Source organism: Methanoculleus sediminis (genome assembly GCF_001017125.1).
In the GTDB taxonomy this organism is placed as follows: Archaea; Halobacteriota; Methanomicrobia; order Methanomicrobiales; family Methanoculleaceae; genus Methanoculleus; species Methanoculleus sediminis.
This window is the reverse complement of sequence record NZ_JXOJ01000002.1, coordinates 828111-851101: the sequence shown is the minus strand read 5'-3', so window position 1 is coordinate 851101 and position 22991 is coordinate 828111. Positions and strand designations below refer to the sequence as shown.

General features: G+C 64.9%; 27 protein-coding genes. 12 read left to right on the top strand and 15 right to left on the bottom strand.

Annotated features, from left to right (window positions below; genetic code table 11):
• A complete protein-coding gene (locus SZ63_RS07060; RefSeq protein ID WP_048183155.1) occupies positions 1-1359 on the bottom strand; it encodes a TrpB-like pyridoxal phosphate-dependent enzyme in 1359 nt (452 codons plus the stop codon).
• A 140-nt stretch (positions 1360-1499) separates the two neighbouring features.
• Here SZ63_RS07060 and SZ63_RS07055 point away from each other — a divergent pair, with 140 nt between their 5' ends.
• The 4 genes from SZ63_RS07055 (at position 1500) to SZ63_RS07040 (ending at position 3594) form a co-directional block, all read left to right on the top strand.
• A complete protein-coding gene (locus SZ63_RS07055) occupies positions 1500-2084 on the top strand; it encodes a metal-dependent hydrolase (RefSeq protein ID WP_048183152.1) in 585 nt (194 codons plus the stop codon).
• Positions 2085-2171: 87 nt separating this feature from the next.
• Entirely contained in the window at positions 2172-2642 is a 471-nt protein-coding gene (locus SZ63_RS07050) for a spore germination protein GerW family protein (RefSeq protein WP_241481273.1), read from the top strand.
• A 21-nt stretch (positions 2643-2663) separates the two neighbouring features.
• The gene (locus SZ63_RS07045) at positions 2664-3347 is read left to right on the top strand and encodes a DUF2953 domain-containing protein (protein ID WP_048183146.1); all 684 of its coding nucleotides are present in this window, start codon (positions 2664-2666) and stop codon (positions 3345-3347) included.
• Positions 3340-3594 (top strand): hypothetical protein, encoded by a 255-nt coding sequence (locus tag SZ63_RS07040; protein WP_156168419.1) that lies wholly within the window; start codon positions 3340-3342, stop codon positions 3592-3594. Before SZ63_RS07045 ends, SZ63_RS07040 begins: the two co-directional genes overlap by 8 nt.
• A 3-nt stretch (positions 3595-3597) precedes the next feature.
• Here SZ63_RS07040 and SZ63_RS07035 read toward each other — a convergent pair whose 3' ends face one another.
• From SZ63_RS07035 to radC, 5 genes are all read right to left on the bottom strand, one after another.
• The gene (locus SZ63_RS07035) at positions 3598-4743 is read right to left on the bottom strand and encodes an ABC transporter permease (RefSeq protein WP_048183140.1); all 1146 of its coding nucleotides are present in this window, start codon (positions 4741-4743) and stop codon (positions 3598-3600) included.
• The gene (locus SZ63_RS07030; protein ID WP_048183812.1) at positions 4740-5411 is read right to left on the bottom strand and encodes an ABC transporter ATP-binding protein; all 672 of its coding nucleotides are present in this window, start codon (positions 5409-5411) and stop codon (positions 4740-4742) included. The genes SZ63_RS07035 and SZ63_RS07030 overlap by 4 nt, the downstream gene beginning before the upstream one ends.
• Before the next feature lie 5 nt (positions 5412-5416).
• The gene (locus SZ63_RS07025) at positions 5417-6556 is read right to left on the bottom strand and encodes a COG1361 S-layer family protein (protein WP_048183137.1); all 1140 of its coding nucleotides are present in this window, start codon (positions 6554-6556) and stop codon (positions 5417-5419) included.
• 1 nt (position 6557) lies between these two features.
• A complete protein-coding gene (locus SZ63_RS07020; protein WP_048183133.1) occupies positions 6558-7214 on the bottom strand; it encodes a Yip1 family protein in 657 nt (218 codons plus the stop codon).
• Positions 7215-7454: 240 nt separating this feature from the next.
• A complete protein-coding gene (gene radC, locus SZ63_RS07015) occupies positions 7455-8126 on the bottom strand; it encodes a RadC family protein (protein ID WP_048183130.1) in 672 nt (223 codons plus the stop codon).
• Between the two features lie 199 nt (positions 8127-8325).
• Here radC and SZ63_RS07010 point away from each other — a divergent pair, with 199 nt between their 5' ends.
• Positions 8326-10014 carry a tetratricopeptide repeat protein gene (locus tag SZ63_RS07010; protein ID WP_048183127.1) on the top strand — a complete coding sequence of 563 codons (1689 nt, stop codon included), beginning with the start codon at positions 8326-8328 and terminating at the stop codon, positions 10012-10014.
• Here the strand turns inward: SZ63_RS07010 and SZ63_RS07005 are convergent.
• The 4 genes from SZ63_RS07005 to SZ63_RS06990 are packed head-to-tail and all read right to left on the bottom strand — an operon-like array spanning position 10011 to position 13191.
• The gene (locus SZ63_RS07005) at positions 10011-11141 is read right to left on the bottom strand and encodes a pyridoxal phosphate-dependent aminotransferase (RefSeq protein ID WP_048183124.1); all 1131 of its coding nucleotides are present in this window, start codon (positions 11139-11141) and stop codon (positions 10011-10013) included. The two genes, SZ63_RS07010 and SZ63_RS07005, sit on opposite strands and share 4 nt — an antisense overlap.
• Positions 11138-11545, bottom strand: a complete 408-nt coding sequence (gene ribH, locus SZ63_RS07000) for a 6,7-dimethyl-8-ribityllumazine synthase (RefSeq protein WP_048183122.1) — start codon at positions 11543-11545, stop codon at positions 11138-11140. The genes SZ63_RS07005 and ribH overlap by 4 nt, the downstream gene beginning before the upstream one ends.
• Positions 11546-11602: 57 nt before the next feature.
• Entirely contained in the window at positions 11603-12064 is a 462-nt protein-coding gene (gene ribC / locus SZ63_RS06995; protein WP_048183118.1) for a riboflavin synthase, read from the bottom strand.
• On the bottom strand, positions 12061-13191 hold the full coding sequence (locus SZ63_RS06990) for a pyridoxal-phosphate-dependent aminotransferase family protein (protein ID WP_048183115.1): 1131 nt from the start codon (positions 13189-13191) through the stop codon (positions 12061-12063). Before SZ63_RS06990 ends, ribC begins: the two co-directional genes overlap by 4 nt.
• A 135-nt stretch (positions 13192-13326) precedes the next feature.
• On the opposite strand from SZ63_RS06990, the gene purE reads away from it, so the two are divergent.
• Together purE and SZ63_RS06980 are read left to right on the top strand one after the other, a co-directional pair.
• The gene (gene purE, locus SZ63_RS06985; protein WP_048183112.1) at positions 13327-13719 is read left to right on the top strand and encodes a 5-(carboxyamino)imidazole ribonucleotide mutase; all 393 of its coding nucleotides are present in this window, start codon (positions 13327-13329) and stop codon (positions 13717-13719) included.
• Positions 13720-13978: 259 nt separating this feature from the next.
• Positions 13979-14386, top strand: a complete 408-nt coding sequence (locus SZ63_RS06980) for an arsenate reductase ArsC (RefSeq protein WP_048183110.1) — start codon at positions 13979-13981, stop codon at positions 14384-14386.
• Between the two features lie 64 nt (positions 14387-14450).
• On the opposite strand, the gene thiC is transcribed toward SZ63_RS06980, so the two are convergent.
• Positions 14451-15740, bottom strand: coding sequence for a phosphomethylpyrimidine synthase ThiC (thiC, locus tag SZ63_RS06975; protein WP_156168417.1), 1290 nt, complete (start codon positions 15738-15740; stop codon positions 14451-14453).
• 25 nt (positions 15741-15765) lie between these two features.
• Between thiC and SZ63_RS06970 the strand changes: the two genes are divergently transcribed.
• The 3 genes from SZ63_RS06970 to SZ63_RS06960 are packed head-to-tail and all read left to right on the top strand — an operon-like array spanning position 15766 to position 17364.
• Positions 15766-16368: an MBL fold metallo-hydrolase gene (locus SZ63_RS06970; RefSeq protein WP_048183107.1), complete on the top strand. Its 603-nt coding sequence runs from the start codon at positions 15766-15768 to the stop codon at positions 16366-16368.
• Positions 16361-16816, top strand: coding sequence for a GIY-YIG nuclease family protein (locus tag SZ63_RS06965; protein ID WP_048183104.1), 456 nt, complete (start codon positions 16361-16363; stop codon positions 16814-16816). Before SZ63_RS06970 ends, SZ63_RS06965 begins: the two co-directional genes overlap by 8 nt.
• Positions 16813-17364: a flavodoxin family protein gene (locus SZ63_RS06960; protein WP_048183100.1), complete on the top strand. Its 552-nt coding sequence runs from the start codon at positions 16813-16815 to the stop codon at positions 17362-17364. The genes SZ63_RS06965 and SZ63_RS06960 overlap by 4 nt, the downstream gene beginning before the upstream one ends.
• Positions 17365-17431: 67 nt before the next feature.
• Here SZ63_RS06960 and SZ63_RS12670 read toward each other — a convergent pair whose 3' ends face one another.
• Positions 17432-17590 carry a DUF1328 domain-containing protein gene (locus SZ63_RS12670; protein ID WP_048183097.1) on the bottom strand — a complete coding sequence of 53 codons (159 nt, stop codon included), beginning with the start codon at positions 17588-17590 and terminating at the stop codon, positions 17432-17434.
• A gap of 119 nt (positions 17591-17709) precedes the next feature.
• Entirely contained in the window at positions 17710-18813 is a 1104-nt protein-coding gene (cofH, locus tag SZ63_RS06950) for a 5-amino-6-(D-ribitylamino)uracil--L-tyrosine 4-hydroxyphenyl transferase CofH (RefSeq protein ID WP_082122678.1), read from the bottom strand.
• A 110-nt stretch (positions 18814-18923) separates the two neighbouring features.
• Between cofH (SZ63_RS06950) and SZ63_RS06945 the strand changes: the two genes are divergently transcribed.
• Positions 18924-19238 carry a YunC family protein gene (locus SZ63_RS06945; protein ID WP_048183094.1) on the top strand — a complete coding sequence of 105 codons (315 nt, stop codon included), beginning with the start codon at positions 18924-18926 and terminating at the stop codon, positions 19236-19238.
• A gap of 347 nt (positions 19239-19585) precedes the next feature.
• Here SZ63_RS06945 and cofH (SZ63_RS06940) read toward each other — a convergent pair whose 3' ends face one another.
• Together cofH (SZ63_RS06940) and SZ63_RS06935 are read right to left on the bottom strand one after the other, a co-directional pair.
• Positions 19586-20674 (bottom strand): 5-amino-6-(D-ribitylamino)uracil--L-tyrosine 4-hydroxyphenyl transferase CofH, encoded by a 1089-nt coding sequence (gene cofH, locus SZ63_RS06940; protein ID WP_048183091.1) that lies wholly within the window; start codon positions 20672-20674, stop codon positions 19586-19588.
• A 25-nt stretch (positions 20675-20699) separates the two neighbouring features.
• On the bottom strand, positions 20700-21368 hold the full coding sequence (locus SZ63_RS06935; RefSeq protein WP_048183088.1) for a S24/S26 family peptidase: 669 nt from the start codon (positions 21366-21368) through the stop codon (positions 20700-20702).
• Between the two features lie 216 nt (positions 21369-21584).
• On the opposite strand from SZ63_RS06935, the gene SZ63_RS06930 reads away from it, so the two are divergent.
• Positions 21585-22985, top strand: a complete 1401-nt coding sequence (locus SZ63_RS06930; protein WP_048183085.1) for a DNA-directed DNA polymerase II small subunit — start codon at positions 21585-21587, stop codon at positions 22983-22985.
• Positions 22986-22991 lie beyond the last annotated feature (6 nt).

Genomic DNA, 22991 nt, shown 5'->3' with positions numbered 1-22991 from the left:
TCACCCCGTCACCGGCAGCCGGGCGAGCGACTCTTTGATCAGCTCGGCCGGGTACTCGTAGTCGACGAGCTTTCCTGCAAAGTAGGCCTCGTAAGAGGAGAAATCGAAGTTGCCGTGCCCGGAGTTGTTGAAGAGGATTGTCTTCGCGTCCCCGGCCTCCCGGCACCGGAGCGCCTCGTCGACCGCGGCCTTCACCGCGTGGGCGGCCTCGGGCGCGACGACGATCCCTTCCGTCCGGGCGAAGAGCACCGCGGCCTCGAAGACCTCGTTCTGCCGGTAGGCGACCGGCCGGACGATCCCGTCGCGGGCGAGCCGGGAGACGAGCGGCGACGCCCCGTGGTAGCGGAGCCCCCCGGCATGGATCGCCGGCGGGACGAAGTCGTGGCCGAGGGTGAACATCCGCATGAGCGGGGTCAGCCCCGCGACGTCCCCGAAGTCGTAGGCATAGAGCCCCTTCGTCAGGGTCGGGCAGGCGGAAGGCTCAACCGCGACGATATCGATATCGGGGTGCTTCCCGGTCATCTTCGCCCCCGCAAACGGGAACGAGAGGCCGGCAAAGTTGCTCCCGCCGCCGACGCACCCGATCACCACGTCGGGGTAGGCGTCCACGGCCGCGAGCTGCTGCTCTGCCTCCTGGCCGATGATCGTCTGGTGGAGACAGACGTGGTTGAGGACGGAGCCGAGAGCGTAGTTGGTGTTTTCGTGGGCGGCCGCGTCCTCGACCGCCTCGGAGATGGCGATCCCGAGGGAGCCCGGCGTATCCGGGTCGCGGGCGAGGATGGCCTGGCCGGACCGGGTCTTCTCCGACGGGCTCGGGATGCACTCGGCGCCGTAGACCTGCATCATGCTTTTGCGGTAGGGCTTCTGGTCGTAAGAGGACCGGACCATGTAGACGGTACACTCCATGTCGAAGAGGCTCGTCGCAAACGCGAGCGACGACCCCCACTGCCCCGCCCCGGTCTCGGTCGCGAGCCGCTCGATCCCCTCTTCGCGGTTGTAGTAGGCCTGGGGGATGGCGGTGTTGGGCTTGTGCGAACCCGGCGGGCTCACGCCCTCCCACTTGAAGTAGATCTTCGCCGGGGTCTTCAGGGCCGCCTCGAGCCTTCTCGCCCGGTAGAGCGGGCTCGGCCTCCAGAGGGTCAGGATATCACGGACTTCTTCGGGGATATCGATGTAGCGCTCGGTGCTCATCTCCTGCCGGATCAGTTCCATCGGGAAGAGGTGGCGGAGATCGTCGGGAACCGCCGGTTTCCCGGTAGCCGGGTGAAGGGGCGGGTCCATGGGCGTCGGGAGGTCTGCCTGGATGTTGTACCAACGTTTCGGCATCTCCCCCTCGTCAAGGAGGATCTTCGTCTGCATGCATCACGGTGTACTCTGCACACATATATACATTATTCAACATTATTGATCACTCTAGATCACCCTGGTGCTTCGCGAACCCAATCTCTGCTCGATCCGAACGGGAAAAGAGTATATGCACGCCCTGCCACCGGATAGCGATGTACCTCCTCGCCCACGCCATGGTCGGTCTCCTCATAGGCGTCGTGCTTGCGGCGATCGTCGGCGACCGGCGGGTTCTCGCGCTCGCCGTGCTGGGCGCCGTGCTCCCCGACCTGATCGACAAACCGCTCGGGCACATTGTCCTCGCCGGAACCCTGGACTACGGCAGGATCTACTTCCACGGCCTCACCATCCTCTTCCTGGTCGTCATCGCCGGCCTCATCCTCTATTACTACCGCCGGCGGATCGATCTCTTCGCCGTCGCCGCCGGGATGGCGAGCCACCAGTTCTTCGACGGGATGTGGCGGCACCCGGTCGAGTGGTTCTGGCCGTTTCTCGGCCCTCTCCAGAGCCACGGCTACCCGGAAGACTACTTCTGGGAGTCGGTTCTCCGGGAGCTCGCACAGCCGAGCGAGTGGCTCTTCTTCCTCCTGATAGCGGGGTTGTTCGCCTGCATCTATCGCCGGGAACTCGCGGCCGCCCTCACGTGGCTCATAAATCCCTCCCTCCGTATGGCGCTCGTCGCCGCGCTCGGCCTCGCTGTCCTCGCCGCGCTGACCGTGGGCTTGCGGCTCCTGCCGTGAGGACGCCGGCCGGTCTCCCCGAATCGGCAGGCGAACGCCGGGAAACCCCAACAATTATATACGAGGCCGGAGAGTGGATTACCTGTGGTGAATAATTTGACTGGCGAATCAATGCTTCAGATAACCGTCGATCAACTTGCACGAACACTCTGCGCGAGCGCGGTCCTCGGTGCCCCGATCGAGGCCGGCGAGCGGGTGATCATACCGGTCGCCGAGTTCGGGCTCGGGTTCGGCGGCGGCGAAGGCTCCGGAGAGCGCCGGGAAGGCGGCCCGGCCGGTGGATCCGGGTCCGCGAGTGCCGGCGGCGGCGGGATATCGGCCGTCGCTCTGATCATCATCACCAAAGGCGTCCCCGGCCCCGAGGGCATACAGGTGGTCTCGCTGAAGAAGAAGAGCGAGATTGCCGAGGTCATCTCGACGATCGGGGAGGCGGTCGGCCCTCACGTCGAGCGGGTGCTTGAGAAGGGCTCCGAGATGATGCAGCAGCGCAAGGGCGGCAAGACGTTCCCGGCACCGGAAGGAAAGGAGATCCCGATCGGCGGTGAAGGAGAGGCATAAGGTTCTCTTCACCTCCATTCCATGGCCGCGACCCTTCTCTTCGTTGTCCTGCTCACCGTCGCCGTCATCCTCCTCGCTCTTCTCCTGGCCCTCTACCTGGTTCCGGTGATCGTCTCGACGGTCGCCGACTGCAGTCGGGAGAGAGCCCGGGCGGCGGCAACCGTAGCCTGGGGCATCGCGGAGGCGAGGATTCGGGTCGGCGACGGGGCGCAGGTGCTCGAGATCCTTCTCGCCGGCCGCCGGGTCATGACCAGGGATCTGGAGGAACTGGCGGCGGCGGAGCCAAAGGAAGGGAAGGAAGAGAAGAAAAAGGAGGAGCGGAAACCGGCCCTTTCAGCAAGGGAATACCTTGATGTAGCGGGCGACCTCTGGCCACATCTCCGGAGGATCCTCGAAACCGTCTACCGGTCTCTCTGCCTTGAAACGCTCCGGGGGGACATCGTCCTCGGCCTCGAGAGCCCCGCCGACACCGGCGTCGTGTACGGCTACTGCACCGCCGCCCGCTACGCCCTCTGGCCGGCGGAGGCGATCGACTTCGTGATGACCCCTGTCTTCGATCGCGAGATCTTCGAAGGCACCTTCATACTCCGGATGCAGGTCCGCCGCCCGCTCCTGATTCTCATCGCGGTCGCGAGGGCTCTTTTGAAAAAACCGGTGCGAGAGCGGCTCCGCCAGGTATCGGGAAGAGGTGCTCCGGGTGCCTGAAGCGACCGATCTCGTCGTCGGCGGCGGGCGCACGACAGGCGGCCGGTGCATCATCCCCATCGTCAGGACATTCACGCTCTGCGTGGGGGGAGCGGCCGTGGTCAGCCTGGCCCCGGTTGCGCTCCTCGTCGTCGAGGGGGCGAGTGAATACCTTGCCCTCCTCCCGGGTGCGCCGCGAGCGATCAACGGCATGCTCGAGGCGCTCCGTGACGACATCGATCGGGAAAAAGAGAGATGTATGGACTAGCCGTCACTCGTGGCGCAAGGCCTGGATCGGGTTCAGGTGAGCCGCCTTCCAGGCCGGGTAGAAACCGGACGCCACGCTCGTGATGACGCCGAAGGCCATCCCGAAGACGATATAAAGGAGACTCGTTGGGTCGAAGAGGTAGTCCGCGTTCCCGACGAAGATTGCCGTCACCAGATACCCGGCGCAGAAACTGAGTACGCCCCCGATGACGGCGCCCGCAAGGCCGAGGACGAGCGCCTCGTAGATGAACATCCGCATCACCTCGCTGCGGCGGGTGCCGATGCTCCGGAGAACGCCAATCTCCTTGATCCGCTCGGTGACCGACATCAGCATCACGTTCAGGATCGAGACCCCGGCGACGAGGAGCGATATCGCGCCGATTCCCGCGAGAAACACCGTTATCGACCCGGTGGCCTCAAAGATGCTCTCGAGGATCCCCCGGGTGTCCATGACGTTGACGACATCCTCCCGCCGGTTCATCCGCTGCTCGATCGACTCTTTGACCGCGTCGATATCATCAACGTTCCTGACCTTCACGATCACCTGGTCGTAATCGTCCTCGTCGTAATGGCTCGAATACCAGGAGTAAGGCACGATGATGGCATAGTCGGGGTTGATGTCGAACCCCATCCCCCGCTCCTTGAGCACGCCCGTAACCCGCAGCGTCTCGTCGCCCAACCTGACCCGGGCGCCGAGTTTCAGGCCGTTATCCCTGCTGTTCGCAGCAAGCTGGCTCCCGATCAGGCATCCGGCGCCGGTTTCCTTCGGGTAACTCCCCGACTCCACATCGAGCAGGGAGGGGATATCCCCGGCGGGGATCGCGTAGATCATTGCGGCGCTCTCCTTATCACCGACGGATATCCTGTCGCCGGTGCTCGAGAATGGTATGACCACGTTGGATCCGACCGCCCGGGTGATATCGGTCACCTGTCGTTCGGTGAGTTTCCCCCCGCCCACGCCCGTCGCCGGGGAGACGATGAGGGTGTCGCCGACGTCGCTGACCATGTCGCCGAACATCAGGCCGATACTGTTGCCCATGATGCCGAGGGAGGCGATCGCGATGACGCCGATGACGATCCCGATGACCGCAAGAGACGACCGGAGCCAGTGGCGGACGACGTTCCGGCGGGCGAGGTCGAAGAACGTCATTCTTCCACCCTCCCGTCGACGAGCCGGATCGTCCGGTCGGCATACTCGGTCATCCTGGGGTCGTGGGTGACCATGACGACGGTCTTGCCCTCCTCGCGGTTCATCCTATCAAGGAGGGTCATGATGGCGGTCCCGGTCTTCGAGTCCAGGTTCCCGGTCGGTTCGTCGCAGAGGAGGAAGGCGGGATCGTTCACGAGCGCCCGGGCGATGGCGACCCGCTGCTGCTGCCCGCCGGAGAGTTCGCCGGGCTTGTGGGTGAAATGGGTCTTCTCGATCCCGACCGCCTGGAGGACTTCTTCGGCCCGTTCCCGGGTGCCGTTCTGCCGGCCTTTCAGGATCAGGGGATACTCGACGTTCTCGACCACCGATAAGAGCGGGATCAGGTTGAACTGCTGGAAGACGAAGCCGATATGGTCGCGCCGCAGAAGGGTAAGGTCGTCGTCGTCCATCCCGCCGATCCTCTTTTCGGCGATCATGACCTCGCCCGAGGTCGGGACGTCGAGCGAGCCCATGATATTCAAGAGCGTCGACTTCCCCGACCCCGACGGGCCCATGATCAGGACGAACTCCCCCTCCTCGATGGCGAGATCCACCCCGGCAAGCGCCACGACGTCGCCCGCCGGGAGGGGGTAGACCTTCGTCACGTTCTCGAAACTGATGACCGGCATCGTCGTTACGTCCGCTTCCACGAGTAGTAGATTGCTCCGGCGACCCCAAGCGCGATGAGCACGACGACGAGGAGCCCGGCGACCGGGAACCCGCCGTCCTCCGGCTCCTCGAGCGGTGCGGCCGTCGTGCCGCCGAGTCCGACCGGCGTCGTCGCGGTGTAGCGGTTGCCGTCGTCGTCCCGGTACTCGACGATGACCGGGATCTCCTCCACGCCGGCGTCGGCCTTAAACGTCACCTCGAACGACGAGATGTCGTCGGGGTCCAGCGTCCCGACCACATAGACCCGGAAGGGATCGATGGGCGTCGCGGGCGACCCGGGGGTGACGAGCACCGACCGGGCGGATTCGAGGCCGGCGTTCATGACATCGCCCACGATCCGGTAGCCGCCGGCGATGGGCGTGACCTCGACGTTGGTGATGACGGGGTCGGCCTGCTTCTTGTCCTCGCCGAACGCAACCGGCAGCACAAGGTCGGCGGTGTGGGTGTTGATCCCGTTGCGCCAGACCACCTGGAACGTGACGTCCGTCTCCGCGGCGGGGGTCAGGTTGAACGTGACCATCCCGGACGCGTCAGGGGCGAGCGCCCCGATGAACCCGCCGGTCGGGGTGACGGTAAAACCGCTCCCCTGCGGGATCACCTGGACGCCGGAGGCGGCGTTCGGCCGCGGGTTGCCCACCCGGACGGTGATGTCGGCGGTCCGCGACTCGGCGAAGGCGTCAGGTTTCGCGATCACCGACGCGCTGAGCGGGGTGTTCTCGACCTGCACCGGGATCGGGTAGCGCAGACTGCCGGCGTCCCGGAAGTCGAGCACGAACTGGGGGTAGAACGTCCCCTCGCCCCCGTCCGCCCGGACGGTGAAGGTGAACGTCTTGCTGTTCCCGGCGCCGAGCTCCCCGACCGAGGGGTAGGGGTCGCTCAGCGGCACGACCCCGCTGCCGTAGAGTCGGGCGTTCCGGATCGCGACCGGGTCGGCGCCGTTGTTCTGGACGACCACCGTCAGCGTCCCGGTGTCCCCCTTCATCAGGACCGTGGGATCGAGCGACGAGGAGATCACGGTGACGTCCGCAGGGGCGGCGCTGGCCGGTGCAATGAACGCTATCGCGGCACAGAGGAGAGATATGATCAAAATGTTGAGTGGTTTCATGTTACAGCCATCCGGCAAGTGTTATGAGCATATAGAGGATGTAGAGGCCCACGGGTATCCCGACGGTGAGAACCGCGTCCCGCGTGGAGAGGTTCCGTGCGTACTTCATACCGAAGATCCAGATGTTCGCGCTCCAGATCGTGAAGAGGATGGTCACGAGCCCGGCAATCTGCGCCAGGGGATCGGTCGCGAGAACGCTCACCAGGTTCTCGGAGAACTCCGCGATCTGTTCGGGGTTTGTCATGGGCGGGACGTTCAGGCCCGAGAGGAGCCGGTAGGAGAAGTAAGTCCCGATGATCCCCCCGAATACCTGGGGCAGAAGCCCGTAGCCGGTGAACTCCATCGTCCGCTCGAGATCGCCCTGACCCTTGAAGATCATCGAGACGAGGTGGAAGACGAAACCGTAGATGATCCACGCGAGGAACCCGCCGGCGAAGGCAAAGGCCGCGAAGATGATCGTCATGATCACCCCGAGACCCTGCATCTCCGCGGGAAGCATGGCCATGGTTAGATCCGTCATCGGTATGACCGAGACCGCACCGATCAGCCCCATGACGACCGCGATGAGCGCCGGTATCTTCAGGCTCGGCCTGTCCTGCATGCGCGCCTCAAAGAACCGCCCGGGTTCGAACAACACCCGGAGAAATCCAGTTTCCATATAGATATGCCTCTCATACTCTTGGCAGACATGACGAGATAAACTTTTTTCAGGAACATAGGGGGGTTGTAAAGCAATCCCGCAGATATCCGGAGAATTTCCAGGATTCAACCCGGACCCTGGCGATACACCCGAACCGAACCGAAATTGCCGGGACCGGAACGGGAAAGGAGCCCAGAAGCCGGTGATGATCGGTGTGAGGAGGACAGGCTATGGGGATGACGCCCCGGGCGCGACGGGTTAGAGATGCCCGAGTTCCTTCAAACTCGCGTAGCCGCTCTTCGTGACGATGATGTGGTCAAGCACCCGGATGCCGAGGATCGACCCGGCCTCGACGAGCTGCCGGGTGATGGCAAGGTCCTGGGCGGAGGGCTCGAGCGTGCCCGAAGGATGGTTGTGAATCAGGATGACCGAAGCGGCGCGGTCGGTGATTGCTTCGGAAAAGACCTCCCGCGGGTGGACGAGGCTCTGGTTCAGGATTCCGACGGTGACGATCCGCCGCGCGATCTTCTCGCCGGCACCGTTTAAGGTGATGCAGATGAAGTATTCCTGCTTCCTGTCCCGCCACTCCGCAACAAACGGGAGCACGTCGACGGGAGAGGCGATCCGGTGCCCGGAGACCCCGTCGTCCCCGAAGTACCTCCGGCCGAGTTCGAAGCAGGCCATGATCTCGCAGGCTTTCGCCGACCCGACCCCGTCTATGCCGAGGAGCTCGTCGTAGGAAGGGCAACCTTCGGTACGCTTCAGGCAGCGTTCGACGTCGCCCACGACCTGCCAGACGTCCCGCCCCTTCGTGCCGCGCCCGAGGAGAAGGGCGAGCAGTTCGGCATCGGTGAGCACCTCCGGTCCTCGTGCCGCCAGTCTCTCACGCGGGCGATCGCGGTTCGGGGTGTCTCGCATCCTCTTTCTCATACTCAGCCGGCCCGCTGGGGATACCGTGATTTCCGGTTTTGATTCCGGAGCATGTATACGTTGCCAATCGATCCGGCGCACCGGGACGGCCCGAATCTAGGGAAGGTAGATTACGAAGCGGGATTTTCCTCCAGGCAAGAGAAATCATTGCGAACGTTATCGAAACGCTTTTTTACCCGGTGACGCTACCTCTCACGAAATGGAACTCCCCTGGAAGAGCGTCGAGGCCTGGTGCAAAAAAGGGCGGGCATACGCCGAGCAGGGGCAGTACGACCGGGCCGTCGAGTGCTACGACCAGGCCATTCGACAGAACACCGGCGCCGGCGCCGCCTGGTATCATAAGGGGCTCGCCCTCGCCGCCGCCCGGCGCCACCGGGAAGCGATTGAGTGCTTCGATCAGGCGGTCAGGAACGACCCGACCTGCGGCCGGTTCTGGCTCGCCCGGGGGCAGGCGCTCTACGACCTCGGGGAGTACCGGGAGGCGATCGGTTCCTGCGGCCAGGCAGTGAAACTCGCGCCGGACTCCGCGAACGCCTGGTTCATCCGGGGCCACGCCCTGCGGAAGATCGGACTTGTCCCCGAGGCAATCACGTGCTACGACCGGGTGGTCGCGCTCGAACCGAACCGGATCGATGCCTGGCTCGCCCGCGGCACGGCGCTTGCCGCCGAACGCCGGTACGAGGGGGCGATCGAGTGTTACGACCGGGTGGTCGCGCTCGAGCCCCAGAACGCAAACGCCTGGTACGCCAGAGGGACCATCGAGACCCTCCTCTCCCGTTACGAGGACGCGCTCGCCTCCTACGGCCGGGCCGTCGCCATCGACCCGAACCACGCCGACACCTGGTACACCCGGGGATGCACGCTTTCGGCGCTCCAGCGCTACGACGAGGCAGTCGGGTGCTTCGATCGGGTGATTGCCCTCCGTCCCGACGACGCGGAGGCCTGGTACAACCGGGGCCGGGCACTGCAGAGCCTGGAGCGTTACGAAGAGGCGCTCGACTGCTATGAGCGGGCGTTCCGGATCGACCCCGATTACCCCGGCATCTGGTATCAGAAGGCCACGGTGCTGAAGAAGCTGAAGCGCTACGATCTCTCGCTCGCCTGCTTCGACCGGGCGCTCCGGGCGAACGCCGTCGACGCGGAGATCTGGTACCAGAAGGGCCTGCTCTACTTTACCCTGAAGCGCTACGGGGATGCGATAGAATGCCTCAGCCAGGCGCTCAAACTCCAGCCCGGCCACGCTGACGCAGAATACTACCGGGGCGAGAGTTACTACGCCCTCGGAAACTGCGAGGCCGCGATCGAATGCTACCGGGCCGTGGTCAGGACGAACCCCGAGAACGCCGTCGCCTGGAACAACTGCGGCAACGCGCTCTACCACCTGGAGCACTACGAGGAGGCGCTCGTCTGCTACGAGCGGGCGCTCGAGATCGACCCGGAAAACCGCCGGGTCTGGAACAACAAAGCAAGCGTTCTCTCCGTTCTATCGCATTACGACAAGGCCCTCGTCTGCTACGATCAGGAACTCCTGGCCCACCCGGAGAACGCGGACGCCTGGTATAATAAAGGGCTCGCGCTCTTCGTCCTCGCGCGGTACAGCGAGGCCGTCGCCTGCTATTCCCACGTGCTCGAGATCGACCCCACGAGAGTCGAGGTCTGGAACATGATGGGGAACGCACTCGTGATCCTGGAACGCTCCGAGGAGGCGCTCGACTGCTACGACCAGGCGCTCGCCGCGAGTCCCGAAGATATCGAAGCGCTCAACGGGAAAGCGGTGGCCCTCATCAGTCTCGACCGTCCCGCCGAAGCGGCCAAATACTACGAGAGGCTGCAGCGGCTGCCGGCATGGCAGCGAGAACGGATTTCGGAAAAAAAGAAGGGGCTTTAGACCCGCGCTATTCGTTCGACCGCTTTCTCGAGGTTCTCCATCGCGGTCGCGTAGGAGAGCCGGAGCCAGCCGGGGGTGTAAAACGCAGTTCCCGGGGTGACCGCCACATGGGCGTCGTGGAGCCACGACCGGGCGATCGCCATGTCGTCCCCGTCGACCTGCACGTAGGCGTAGAAAGCCCCGTCCGCCGGAGCGGTGGCGTAGCCGAGGTCGTGGAGCGCCGGGATGAGGTAGTCGCGCCGGCGCTCGAACTCGCGGCGCATCGCTTCCACGCAGTCCTGGCTGCCCCGGAGCGCGGCGAGGGCGCCGAACATCGCAAACGTCGTCGGGTGCGATATGGTGTGCTGCTGCACCTTCTCCATCTGCCGGAGGATCGGCCGGGGAGCGACCGCGTAGCCGATCCGCCACCCGGTCATCGCGTAGGCCTTCGAGAACCCGTTGATCGTGATCGTCCGCTCGGCCATACCGTCGAGCGAGGCGAGGGAGACGTGCTCCTTCCCGTAGACGAGCTTCTCGTAGATCTCGTCGGAGAGCGCGTAGAGGTCGTGGTCGCGGCAGATATCGGCGACGAGCCGGAGCGAGGCCGCATCCAGCACCGCGCCGGAGGGGTTCGAGGGGGAGTTGACCACGATCATCTTCGTCCGGGAACCGACGGCCTCAAGAAGGGTGTCGTCGACCTGGAAGGTCTCTGTCGAGAGCGGGTGGTGCCGGGCGACGGCGCCTGCAAGCTCCACGCAGGGCTCGTAGGAGACCCACGCCGGATCGAGGATGAGCGCCTCGTCTCCCGGGTTCAGCACGGCCTCCATCGCCTCGTAGATGGCGTCTTTCGCCCCGCAGGTGACGATCACCTCGTCCGGGTTTGCGGGGACGGCGTTCTCGCGGGCGACCTTCTCGGCTATTGCGGCCGTCAGCGCCGGTATCCCGGTGCTCGGGGCGTAATGCGTCTCGCCGCGGCGGAGGGCATCGATGCAGGCGTCCTTGATGTGGAGTGGGGTATCGAAATCCGGCTCCCCGATGGAGAGGCTGATGACGTCGGCCCCCTCCTGCGCCATCCGCTTTGCGGCGTTTGAGATCTCGATCGTCGCGGAGGGGGCGATGGCCGCAACCTTCTCCGAGAGGCCCCTCATTCCAACCGCTGGACCATCTTCACGGCCGATTCGACGGCGCGCTTCGCGTAGTCGATCCGCTCGGTCGCTTCCATCCGGGTCATCCCCGGTCCGGAGATGCCCAGCGCGACGGGCTTGCCGAACTCGAGAGAAAGGTCGATGATCTTACGCGCCGCGTGCTGGACGACGATCTCGTCGTGCTGGGTGGCGCCCTCGATGACGCAGCCGATGGTGACGACCGCGTCGACGTCCTCGCGTCCGAGCAGTTTCTTGATCGCGAGTGGCATGTCGTAGGCGCCGGGGACGTAGATCGTATCGGCAACTTCCGCGTCGAGGAAACCGGCGTGTTCCCGGGCCTCGATCTCCATCATGTAAGTGATGTCGCGGTTGAACTCCGCGACGACGAATCCAAGTTTTACCGTCATGTTAATCCTTCCTGTGGTACTACTCGCACCGGTTATTGATAATCCTCACTTTTTTCGTCAGGGGCGGGCGGGCCCGACGTCCTCGAACCCCTGCCGCTGACCGGTCCCGGCGAGTTTCTCGAGGTCCTTCGGGCGGAGCGCGAGCCGCACGGCGTTCACCGCGTGCTCGCGGGTTCGCTGCTCCATCAGCCAGGCAAGTTCCTTTCCGTCTTTTGCCTCGTCCTCGTGGACGAAGACCTCGATGATGTGCCTGTTCGTCATCAGCTGGCAGATGATGAGGCCCTGGGAGGCCTCGTGAGCGCAGACCTTGTCCTTCTCCGCCCCCCCGGGCATCCCGAGCGCCATCACGAGGTCGCATCCCCGCTCCTCGATCAGCTTCTTGCACGCCACCGGGAGATCCTTGATCCCGGGGACGACGTAGCGTTCCAGCCCGACGCTCGCGTGCTTGCGGATCTCGTCGATGGCGATCCCGCCCATGTCGACCCGGGCGAACGTCGTGTCGGCGATCCCGATCTTCATCCGAGCAGCACCCCGGCAGCGGCCTCCACCCCGTCCCCGGCCGCAAACCCGGACTTCCTGAGGGCGAACTGGACGGCCGCGAGGGTGGCGAGGATCTCCTGCGCCCCGACGCCGCCCATGGTGCCGATCCGGAAGATCTTGCCCTTGAGGTGGTCCTGGCCGCCGGCGATCTCGATGCCGAACTTCTTGACGGTTCCCCGGAGATCGTTGTCGGTGACGCCGTCCGGGATCCGCATCGCGGTCGCGGTGTTCGAGTAGGCATGGTGTTCGTCGAGGGTTGGGAAGAGGTCGACGCCCCAGCCCTTCGCCGCGGCGCGGACGGCGTCGGCCATCCGGCGGTGCCGGGCGATCCGGGCAGCGACGCCTTCTTCCTCGATCATCTTGCAGGCCTCGTGGAGCGCGAGGAAGAGCGGGACTGCCGGTGTGTAGGGGGTCTCCATGGGGGAGCCCTTGCCGCTCTTTCGGTAGGCGGCCATATCGAGGTAGAACGGCCGCTTCTCCGAGATCCTGTCCCAGGCGCGGTCGCCGACGGCGATTGCGGCGAGGCCCGCGGGGGCCGCGAGGCACTTCTGCGAGCCGACGACGGCGATATCGACGCCCCATTCGTCCATCCGGACGTCGTCGCCGCCGATGGAGGTGACCCCGTCCATGATGAAGAGCGCGTCGTGCTTCCGGGCGAGTTTGCCGACCTCGGGCGCGGGGTTCTTGATCCCGGCACTCGTCTCGTTGTGGACCATGGTGACGACCTCGGCCCCGGCCTCGAGTTCACGCTCGAGGGCCGCGAGATCGAGCGGGGTTCCCCACTCGGACTCGAGGGTGGTGACGGTGCCGTAACGTGCGCCGATCTTGGCAAAGCGGTCGCCGAACTTACCGTTTACGAGCGAGACGATTCGCTTGTCCCGCGCGAAGTTCGCGACGCCCGCCTCCATCCCGGCGCTTCCCGAGCCGCTGATGATGTAGAGTTCATTTACGGTACCAAAAAGGGTCTTTAAGGTCTGGACGGTCTCCGCATATGCGGCGCCGAACTCGGGGCCGCGGTGGTTGATGGCCTGCCGCGTCATGGCGGCACGTACCCGCTGCGGAATGGGTACCGGGCCTGGAATCATCAGGAGTGGTTCTTGTTCCATGGGATATCAGTCCGTATCGTCTCGTCGAGGACAGACGCTGTTCCTGCAAGGAAGTTGGATGTGGTTTCATATCAACCTCACCACCGTGCAATATCGACAGGGTGAAAAAGAGGCGGGCCACAATTGAAGCTGGATATGGCAGACGTCACGGTAATCTGCGGCTCCGCCTCGGACGGCGTCGTCGCGGAGAAGGTCTTTGAGACCCTGAAAGAGCACGGCGTGTCCTACGATTACAAGGTGATATCGGCGCACCGTGACCCCGACAGACTGGACGAGTACGTGAAGGCGAGCGATGCACGGGTCTTCATCGCGATCGCCGGACTCTCGGCGGCCCTCCCGGGAGTGATTGCCTCGAAGACGAAGCGGCCGGTGATCGGTGTTCCGGTGAGCGGGACGCTGATGGGTCTCGACGCCCTTCTCTCGATCGCCCAGATGCCGAAAGGCGTTCCGGTGGCCTGCGTCGGGGTGGACAACGGCGTGAACGCCGCCCTGCTTGCGATCCGGATCCTCGAGGCAGGACGCGCCTGATACACCCTCTTTACGCCAGTTTGGAGGAGGAACACACCTCACGCGAAGCCGCGAAGGCGCGAAAATGAGAGGACCTTTAGGGTGCTTTCGCGTTCTTCTCACCTTCGGTGCTCGAACTCCCGTTCGAAACCCTTCGGGTTTCTTAAGCTCCGTTCTGTTGGACGGTCGCACCTTCGGTCGCACTCCAGAGCGTCGTTCTTCGCATGAGCCAGCGGTATATACCGGCAACCTTTTTCCACCCGGCCGTGCAGGGAGGGGTATGAAGCAGAGAGTGCTCTTCATCGGCACGAACAACGCCGCCCGGACCCAGATGGCGGAGGGCTACCTCCGCGCCCGTTACGGCGACCGTTACGAGGCCTGCTCCGCCGGGATCGCCCCCACCGTTCTCGACCCTCTTGCCGTACGGGTGATGGACGAGATCGGGATAGACATCTCAAAGCAGCGGGCGAAGGACCTCGCCCTCTTCGACGGAAAAGAGATGGACTACGTGATCGCGCTCTGCAGCGGGGGCGTCTGCCCGATGTTTCCCTGGACGAAGGAGACGATCCACGTCGACTTCCCTGACCCGGCGAAGGCCACCGGAACCCCGGACAGGGTGCTCGGGGCTTACCGGCGGAGCCGGGACGCGATCATCGCCTGGATCGACGGGCGGTCTGGGGTGAAGTGAGGGGACGTTTTCACGATCCGGGACACCCCGGCTCCGGTGCGGCTCCGCAGCCAGTCGCTCCTTCTCACGGCTCCATCCGCTTCTGTGGCACCGGGAGGAGATCCCGCACCATCTTCACGGCGCAGAGGTCGCCGCACATCGAGCAGGTCTCGATCTCGCCGTCGCGCTCGTGGATCCGCCGGGCCTCCCCCGGGGCGAGCGCCGCCTCGAACTGCTTCTCCCAGTCGAGTGCCCGGCGCGCCTCCGCCATCCGGATCTCGCGGTTCTTCGTGTGTGCGGCGGCGCGGGAGAGGCTCCCGACGTGGGCCGCGATCTTCGCCACCCGCGTTCCCTCCACGATGTCGCGGACATCCGGCAGCGCCAGGTGCTCGCTCGGCGAGACCATGCAGAGGAAGTCGGCGCCGTTCATGCAGGCGATCGCGCCGCCGATCGCCCCCACGACGTGGTCGTAGCCCGGCGCCACGTCGGTCACGAGCGGGCCGAGCAGGTAGAGCGGAGCGCCGTCGGTCAGCTCCTTGATCATTCGGACGTTGTAGCCGACCTGGTCGGCCGGGATGTGCCCCGGCCCCTCGATCATCCGCTGCACCCCGGCGGCGAGCGCCCGCTTTGCGAGGTGGCCGAGCGTCAGGTACTCGGTCGACTTCGCGAGACGGCCGGCGTCCACGAGCGCGCCCGGCCGCATCCCGTCGCCGAGGCTGATGACGACGTCGTGCTCGGCAAGGATCTCGAGGAGGTAGTCGTACTCGGCGTACAGCGGATTCTCTTCATCCGTCGCGGCCATCATCGCCACGTGGAACGCCCCGCCCCTGCTGACGACGCCCATCGTCCGGGGGTCGGCCTTAAGCGACGCGAGGGCGTCGCGGTTCACACCGCAGTGCAGCGTCAGGAAGTCCACGCCCTGCCGGCAGTGCTCCCGGATCACCTTGAAGAGGAGATCCCCGTCGACGTCCGCCGCACTCCCCGCCCGCCGGACCGCCTCGTAGACGGGGACGGTGCCGACCGGCGCGTCGAGTTCGAGGATTTTCTGCCGGATGCGGACGAGATCGCCGCCGGTCGAGAGGTCCATCAGCGCGTCCGCACCCTCCCGGAGGGCCGCTTTCGCCTTCTCGACCTCGAGATCCTCGTCGCACCGGGTTCCCGACGTCCCGACGTTCACGTTGACCCGTACCCTGCAGCCCTCCCCGATGGCGCAGAGCCGGTGCGGTCTCGCGGGGTTTGCTGGAACGACTATCCGGCCGCGGGCGACGGCCCGGGCGGCGGCGTGGGGCGGGAGATCCTCCTCCCGGGCGATCGTCTCCACCTCCGGGGGGACCCCGCGCAGGCACGCGGAGATCAGGGTATGCATAAGAACCATTTGCCCGGAAGCCATATTAGTCTGCATGCCAGTCCGGTGGATCGCGAGCACTGCGACCTACGCCAATTCGTTCGTTTACGAAAACGTCCTTATCGACGCGGGCGTTCTCCCGATGGCGGTGGAGCCGTATGCCGCCGAGATCGATACGATCGTCGTCACCCACGCCCACTACGACCATATCGCCCATCTCGCGGAGATCGCGCGGATCTGCGGCGATGCGGCCGTCTGCATCCACGAGGCGGACGCGCCCGGCCTCCTCGACGACGCCCGGAGCCTCTCGATGGTCTTTGGAGCCCGCTCGCCCGGGATCGTCCCCGACGTTCTTCTCCATGACGGCGACAGGGTAGGAAACCTCCGCGTCATCCACACCCCCGGGCACACCCCGGGCGGGATCTGCCTCTACGCCGAAGCGGCGAAGATCCTCTTCTCCGGGGACACCGTCTTCACCGGCGGATCCTTCGGGCGCTACGACTTCCCGGGCGGCGATCGGACGGCGCTCGCGGCATCCATCGACCGCCTCGCAGCGCTCGACGTCGAGGGTCTCTACCCCGGCCACGGCGAGCCCGTCGCCCGCGGCGGCGGGAGGCATATCGCGGCCGCCCGGGAGGCGCTCCGGTTCTATGGATAAAGGGGTCTACGCCCTCGTCCTCGAGAACACCCATTGCTCTGTCCGGATCGGTGCTCTCGGGGAGAGGGAGTTTTTCCGCGGCAGCCACATCTACGTGGGCTCCGCCCGGGGGAGCGGCGGCCTTGCCCGGGTTTTGCGGCACCTGCGGCTCGCCCTCCGCCGCGACCGCCCGCCCCGGTGGCACATCGACTACCTCCTCCTCGACCCGCACTTTCTTCCCGCCGCCGTCGTCACCGCCGCCACCGACCGGGACTGCGAGTGCGATCTCGCCCGTGCCGTCGCCGGGGCGTACGTTCCCGGGTTCGGGTGCAGCGACTGCGCCTGCCCTTCCCACCTCTTCTACCGTCCCGACGACCCGGCCCTCGAGGTCGTCGCAGCATTCAGGAGTCTCAAACTGGATGCCCGGATCACAAGAATCAAGAACGAGGGGAACGAGCATAGAGTATGAACGTTCTCGGTATCTCCGGAAGCATGCGCAAAAACGGCAATACCGCGACGCTCGTCACTACCATCCTTGATCGGGTGCGGGAGGCGGGCATCGAGACCGAGTATCTGACGCTAGCCGATATGGATATCCGGCCCTGCACCGGGTGCGAAGCCTGCAAGGACGCAAAGTGGTGCGTGACGGAGGATGACGACTGGGGCCTCGTCGCGCAGAAGATGGTCGACTGCGAGGTGCTGGTTCTCGGCGCCCCGACCTACTACTACGACATCAACGGCCAGACGAAGAACCTGATCGACCGGACCTACTCTCTCTACCACGACAGGAGGCTTTCGGGGAGGAGAGCCGTCGCCGTCGCCGTCTGCGCCGACCGGGGGTGCGAGCGCTCCCTCGAGACCATAGAGGGGTTCCTGAACACCCATGAGTTCTCGTATCTCGGCTACGTCTGCGGGAAGGGCTACGCGCCGGGAGATATCCGCAAAGACGAGCAGGCGATGAAGAAAGCCAGGGCGGTCGCGGATGGGATCGTCCGGTACCTCCGGCCCGAAGATTGAGAACCGGCTCCTGCGATGCGGGGCAAATCAAGGGTGCCGCAACCGAACGCCCCGCATCCCGGCCGGGTCAGAGCAGCAGCGATATTATCGCGAGGACGATGAAGATGATGACCAGCCACTTCGCAATCGACATCGACATCCCTGCAATGCCCCGCGCCCCGAGTATGGCGAAGATAAGTGCCAGTACGAAGAAGAGAATTGCAAGGCCCACAAGTCCGTTTACCATTGTTTCCTCCCCCCAATCGCCGGCATTCGGCCGACGCTGAGGAGGGACGATCTATCCATTGCTATTTATATTTTTCCAGAAATGGCGGTAGAGCGAAACCGTCTCATCCTTCCGGGTGTTCAGCCCTGAAGAAGGGCATAGGTCGTCGTCCGTTGCCGGAGTACCCGGCCGAGATCCCCGGCGATCCGCCGCATCTCGGCCGGATCCAGGTAATCGGTATCCCGGGCGCCCGCTTCCCGGGATATGCTCTCCTCAAAGAGTGTCCCGCCGAGGTCGTCTGCACCCGCGAGTAGTCCGAGCTCTGCCATCTTCGTCCCGACTTTCACCCAGGATGCCTGGATGTGGTCGAAATTGTCGAGGAAGAGCCTTGAGACCGCAAACATCAGGAGGTCCTCTCTGCCGGTCGCCCCCGCCCGGGCGAGCCCCGCCCGGTAGAGAGGAGTATTCGGGTGTATGAACGAGAGGGGCACGAACTCCGTGAATCCCCGGGTCTCGTCCTGGATATCGCGGAGAATCGAAAGGTGTCGGGCACGGTCCGCCTCGCTCTCGCAGTGGCCGTACATGATCGTCGCCGTCGACCGGATGCCGAGACCGTGCGCCTCTTTGATGATCCGGGTCCACGTCGCCGTATCGACCTTGTCCGGGCAGATCACCCGACGGACGTCGTCCACCAGGATCTCGGCCGCGGTACCGCAGAGCGTCCCGAGTCCCCCGTTCCTCATCATCTCCAGCACTTCCCGGGTGGAGATGCCGCTCTTTCTCGCGGCATACGCCACCTCCATCGGGTTGCTCGCGTGGATATGTACCCCTGGGGCCTCGTCCCGTATCCAGGAATAGATGCCGGCGTAAGATTGGGCGTCGAATTCCGGGTGGAGCCCGCTCACCGTGCAGACCTCGGTGACGCCGCGCTCGCGCGCCGCCCGCGCCTTCTCCCGCACCGCGGCCTCGTCGTAAAAGAAGGTATCGACGTCGCCCGATTTGCGGGAGAAACCGCAGAACCCGCAGGCGTTCACGCAGATGTTGGTCACGTTGATGTTCTGGTTGCGGACATAGGTGACGGTATCGCCGACTTTTCGCTCGCGGAGTTCGTCCGCGGCGGCGGCGATCGCCCAGACTTCCCGGCCGCGTGTCGAGAGGAGGCGGACGACCTCCTCCTCCGTAAGCCGGTGGCCGGCAAGCACGTCGTCAAGCATCTCTGATAGCGGCGGCGTCATGCACCTCATCCGTCCCTCCGTGTGGGATACGTTGATCTGGCGCGGTCAGGACAAGAACCTTCGGGTGCGCCCGGCGGTGGTGCATACACTTATCAGTTTCCGGGGGTATCCCGGCGGCCATGGCTCAACAGATCCTGTGCCATCAGCGCACAAGGCTCAGCTACAAGGACGCATTCGGCTACGTCATCCCGGTCGGGAGCGCCAGCCTGATGGCCTGGGTGACCGACGAGGGGATGATCGGGACGGACGGGTTCGATATCGAGGCGCTCGCGAACGCCGGGGTGCCTGCGGCGATCGTCGGCGCCTCGGAAGAGTCGACCCTCGATAACCTGGATTCCCTGATGGACGCCGAGGTGAAGGCGGCGAACCTCCCCGCGGTGCAGCGCCGCGTTGAGATCGGGATGCCGGGGAGGGAGGCCCTGAACCGGATGTGACGGCCCTGTAGAACACCCCGGAGGTCAAACTCCTCTGGGGTTATCCACACACTGTTGACCCGCGCAAAGCGCGACTGCCGGGGAAGGAAGGAGCATGAGCACCGAAGGTGCGAAGCCGCAAAAACGGTGGCCAGCACCTATATGCCGGTCTTCGCGTTCTTCGCGGCTTCGCGTGAGCTATCAGTACAGGGACGGTGACAAGGCCTCACGCGAAGAACGCGAAGCCGCGAAGGAAACTGTCAGTATCCATCCAGACTTCGCGTGAGACCACATCTCTACCCCGGCAGAGACCACACTTGGCAGCCTCTATTGGCAACCGGGCGGTATCCGGAGGATGTGATCCACCCTCACACCAGCTCGTAGGTCGTCGTCCGCTGCCGGAGCGTCCGGCCGAGATCTTCGGCGATCCGCCGCATCTCAGCCGGGTCGAGGTAGTCGGCGCCCTCGCCGCCGGCATCCGTGCTGACGTCGTCGCAGAACATCGTCCCGCCGAGGTCGTCGCCGCCCGCGAGTAGTCCGAGCTCTGCCATCTTCGTCCCGACCTTGCCCCAGGAGATCTGGATATGGTCGAAGTTGTCGAGGAAGAGCCGCGCGACCGCAAAGAGCAGGAGATCTTCGCGGCCGGTGGCGCCTGCGGGCGCGAGGCCCTTGCGGTAGATAGCGGTGTTCTCGTGGAGGAAGGAGAGCGGAACCAGTTCGGTGAACCCGCCGGTCTCGTCCTGGATCTCGCGGAGGATCGAAAGGTGCCGGGCACGATCGCCCGCGCTCTCGCAGGAGCCGTACATGATCGTCGCCGTCGACCGGAGGCCGAGACGGTGCGCCTCCTTGATGATCCGGACCCACGTCGCCGTGTCGCACTTGGCCGGGCAGATCACCCGACGGACGTCGTCGACCAGGATCTCGGCCGCGGTCCCCTGCAGGGTGCCGAGACCCGCATCAATCAGGCGGCCGATCGCCTCCTTCGTCGAGACGCCGCTTCGTTTCGCCGCCCAGGCGATCTCGTCGGGGCTTGCCGTATGGATGTCCGTGCCGGGAGCCTCCTCCCGCACGCAGGAGATGAGGTCGACGTAGGAGTCGAGGGTGTAGTCCGGGTGGACGCCGGAGAGGAGGCATATCTCGGTGACGTTCCGCGCCGCGGCCGTCCTGGCCTTATCCCGGATCGCATCGATATCGTCGCGGAACGCCTCCGGATCGTCCGCCCGCCGCCCGAACCCGCAGAACCCGCAGAGGTTCTTGCAGATATTGGTGACGTGGATGTTCTGGTTCCTTACATAGGTGACGACGTTGCCGACTTTCCGCTCGCGGAGTTCGTCAGCGGCGGCGGCGATCGCGAGGACGCCCCGGTCGCGCGTCGAGAGGAGGCGGACCGCTTCCTCTTCCGTGAGCCGGTGGCCGGCAAGCGTATCGTCGAGCAGGGTATGCAGCGGGTTGGGCATCGTAATAGCTCTCGTAATCCCGGATTTATTCTTCTTTCTCTTTTCGCCGCGCAAGGACGAAGTCGTGGATGAGAATGACGAGGATGACGACGACCGCGAACTCGGCGAGATGCAGGGGCAGGTAGCCGACGAGCGGGACGGCGACGAGGGCTTTGCCGACAATCCACTCCTTCTTTACCGGCTCGATCACCCCGATGCCGGAGATCCGGAGGTTCGGCTGGTCGGTGTAGGGGTTGTTGTCGCCTCTGGTGATGTAGCCGCCGTGCGGGTCGTCGTAGTACGCCCCGAGCCCCGACTCCTCCACGGCGGCGGTATCGACGTAGGTCATCGCCCGATGGATGATCGGGTGGACGGAGTCGGCGCCGTTCGGGCGGTAGACGATCACGTCGCCGTAGTTCCCGAAGGACGATTGACCCGTCCGCTGCCCCTCGACCCATGTCGTGAGACCGCCGAACCGGTCCTCGTCGACGACGAGCACCAGGTCGCCGACGTTCATGTTCGGGACCATGCTCTCCGACTCGATCGTGACCACCGCCGGCCAGGTGCCGGCGAAGAGGTAGAGAAGAAGAGCGATACCGCCCACGACCGCGGCGACCCAGAGGAGGTCGCGGGCGAGCGAGACGAGCGGGCGGTCGCTCTCCCGGAACGCTCGCATGGCCGATGCTGCACGCTGCAGCCAGGTGGTATCCGACATCTGTTCTAAAGAGATTGCTATCCTTCATATACATAGGTTCCCCGGATGCCCCCGACCGGGGTGAAGCGCGAGGACGGGTTCTCCTGAATTCCTCCCCCGGGGCCGTATCGGCCCATGATCCGTCGGCAGCGTGAGAGACGGGGGCGGTGCGATCCACTCCCCCGGAGCGTGAAAAAGATAAACCCATATTGCCGGGGGGAGAATATCTTGAAGTCCATGCTCGCCAACGCCGAGATCGTACGCCGGTTCCTCGAGTTAAAGCATCAGGTCCATCCCGAGGTGGTGAGTTACATCCGGGAGCAGAACGACCCGACGCTCATCGACCGGATGGCGGCGGCTGCCGCCGGCACCCTGGTCGTCTCCGCAGAGCATATCCCGGGCCTCAAGAAAGTCCGGGACGGGACGCGGTTCCTCGTCGACCCGGAACTCGAGGTGATCATGGGGAGCGCCGGGACCACGGGGAGTGTCAGCGGCCACGAGGACGCCGTCCACTACTTCCGGAACCGCTACAACTGCCTTTCCTCGATGATCCGGAGCCGGATGACCACGATGCCGATCGAGGCGCTGCTGAAGTCGCCCCACCGCTACCGCGACGAAGAGTGCAGCATAATCGGGATGGTGGCGGACGTCCGGACGACCGCGAAGGGGCACCGGCTCGTCGAGGTGGAAGACCCCACCGGGGCAATCAGGGTGCTCTTCAACAAAGGGCGGGACGAGTCGTTTGCGGAGGCGGAGCGGATCCTCCCCGACGAGGTGCTCGGGGTCAAGGGAAAACTCTCAAGCGACGGCGGGCTCTTCTTCGCCGAACACCTCTTCCGCCCGGACGTCCCCATCAACAACGCCCCGTTCAAGAGCGACCGGCCGGGGAAGGCGGTCCTGATCTCCGACGTGCATGTGGGGAGCGACACCTTCCTCGACGAGGCGTGGAACCGGTTCGCCGACTGGCTCCAGGACTCCGATGCCGCGTATCTCCTGATCGCGGGCGACCTCGTCGACGGTATCGGGATCTACCCCGGCCAGGATAACGAGCTGACGATAAAGAACATCTACGAGCAGTACGACGTCTTTGCCGGGATGCTCCGCGATCTGCCTTCCCGGATCCGGATCGTCGCCGCACCGGGAAACCACGACGTCGTCAGGATGGCCGAGCCGCAGCCGGCGATCCCGCCGGAGTTCACCGCGAAGTTCCCGGAGAACTGTACCCTCGTCGAGAACCCCTGCCTCTTGAACCTCCAGGGCGTCCGGGTCCTGATGTACCATGGCCGGTCGATCGACGACATGATCGGGCTGATCCCGGGCGCGAGTTACGAGCGGCCCGGCGAGATCATGGACGAGATGCTCAAACGCCGGCTGCTCGCCGCCCCCTACGGCATGCGAACGCCGATCGCCGCGATGAAGACCGACCGGCTCGTCATCGACCCGCTCCCCGAGATCCTCCTCACCGGGCACGTCCATATCTGCGGCATCACCCGCTACCGGGGCGTGCTCGGGTTAAATGCCGGAACCTGGCAGGCTCAGACCGCGTTTCAGAAGCAGATGAACATCCATCCCACGCCCGCGCGTGCGTTCGTCGTCGATCTCCAGACGCTCCAGCCTGAAGTGATCGATTTTAGCTGAATACCC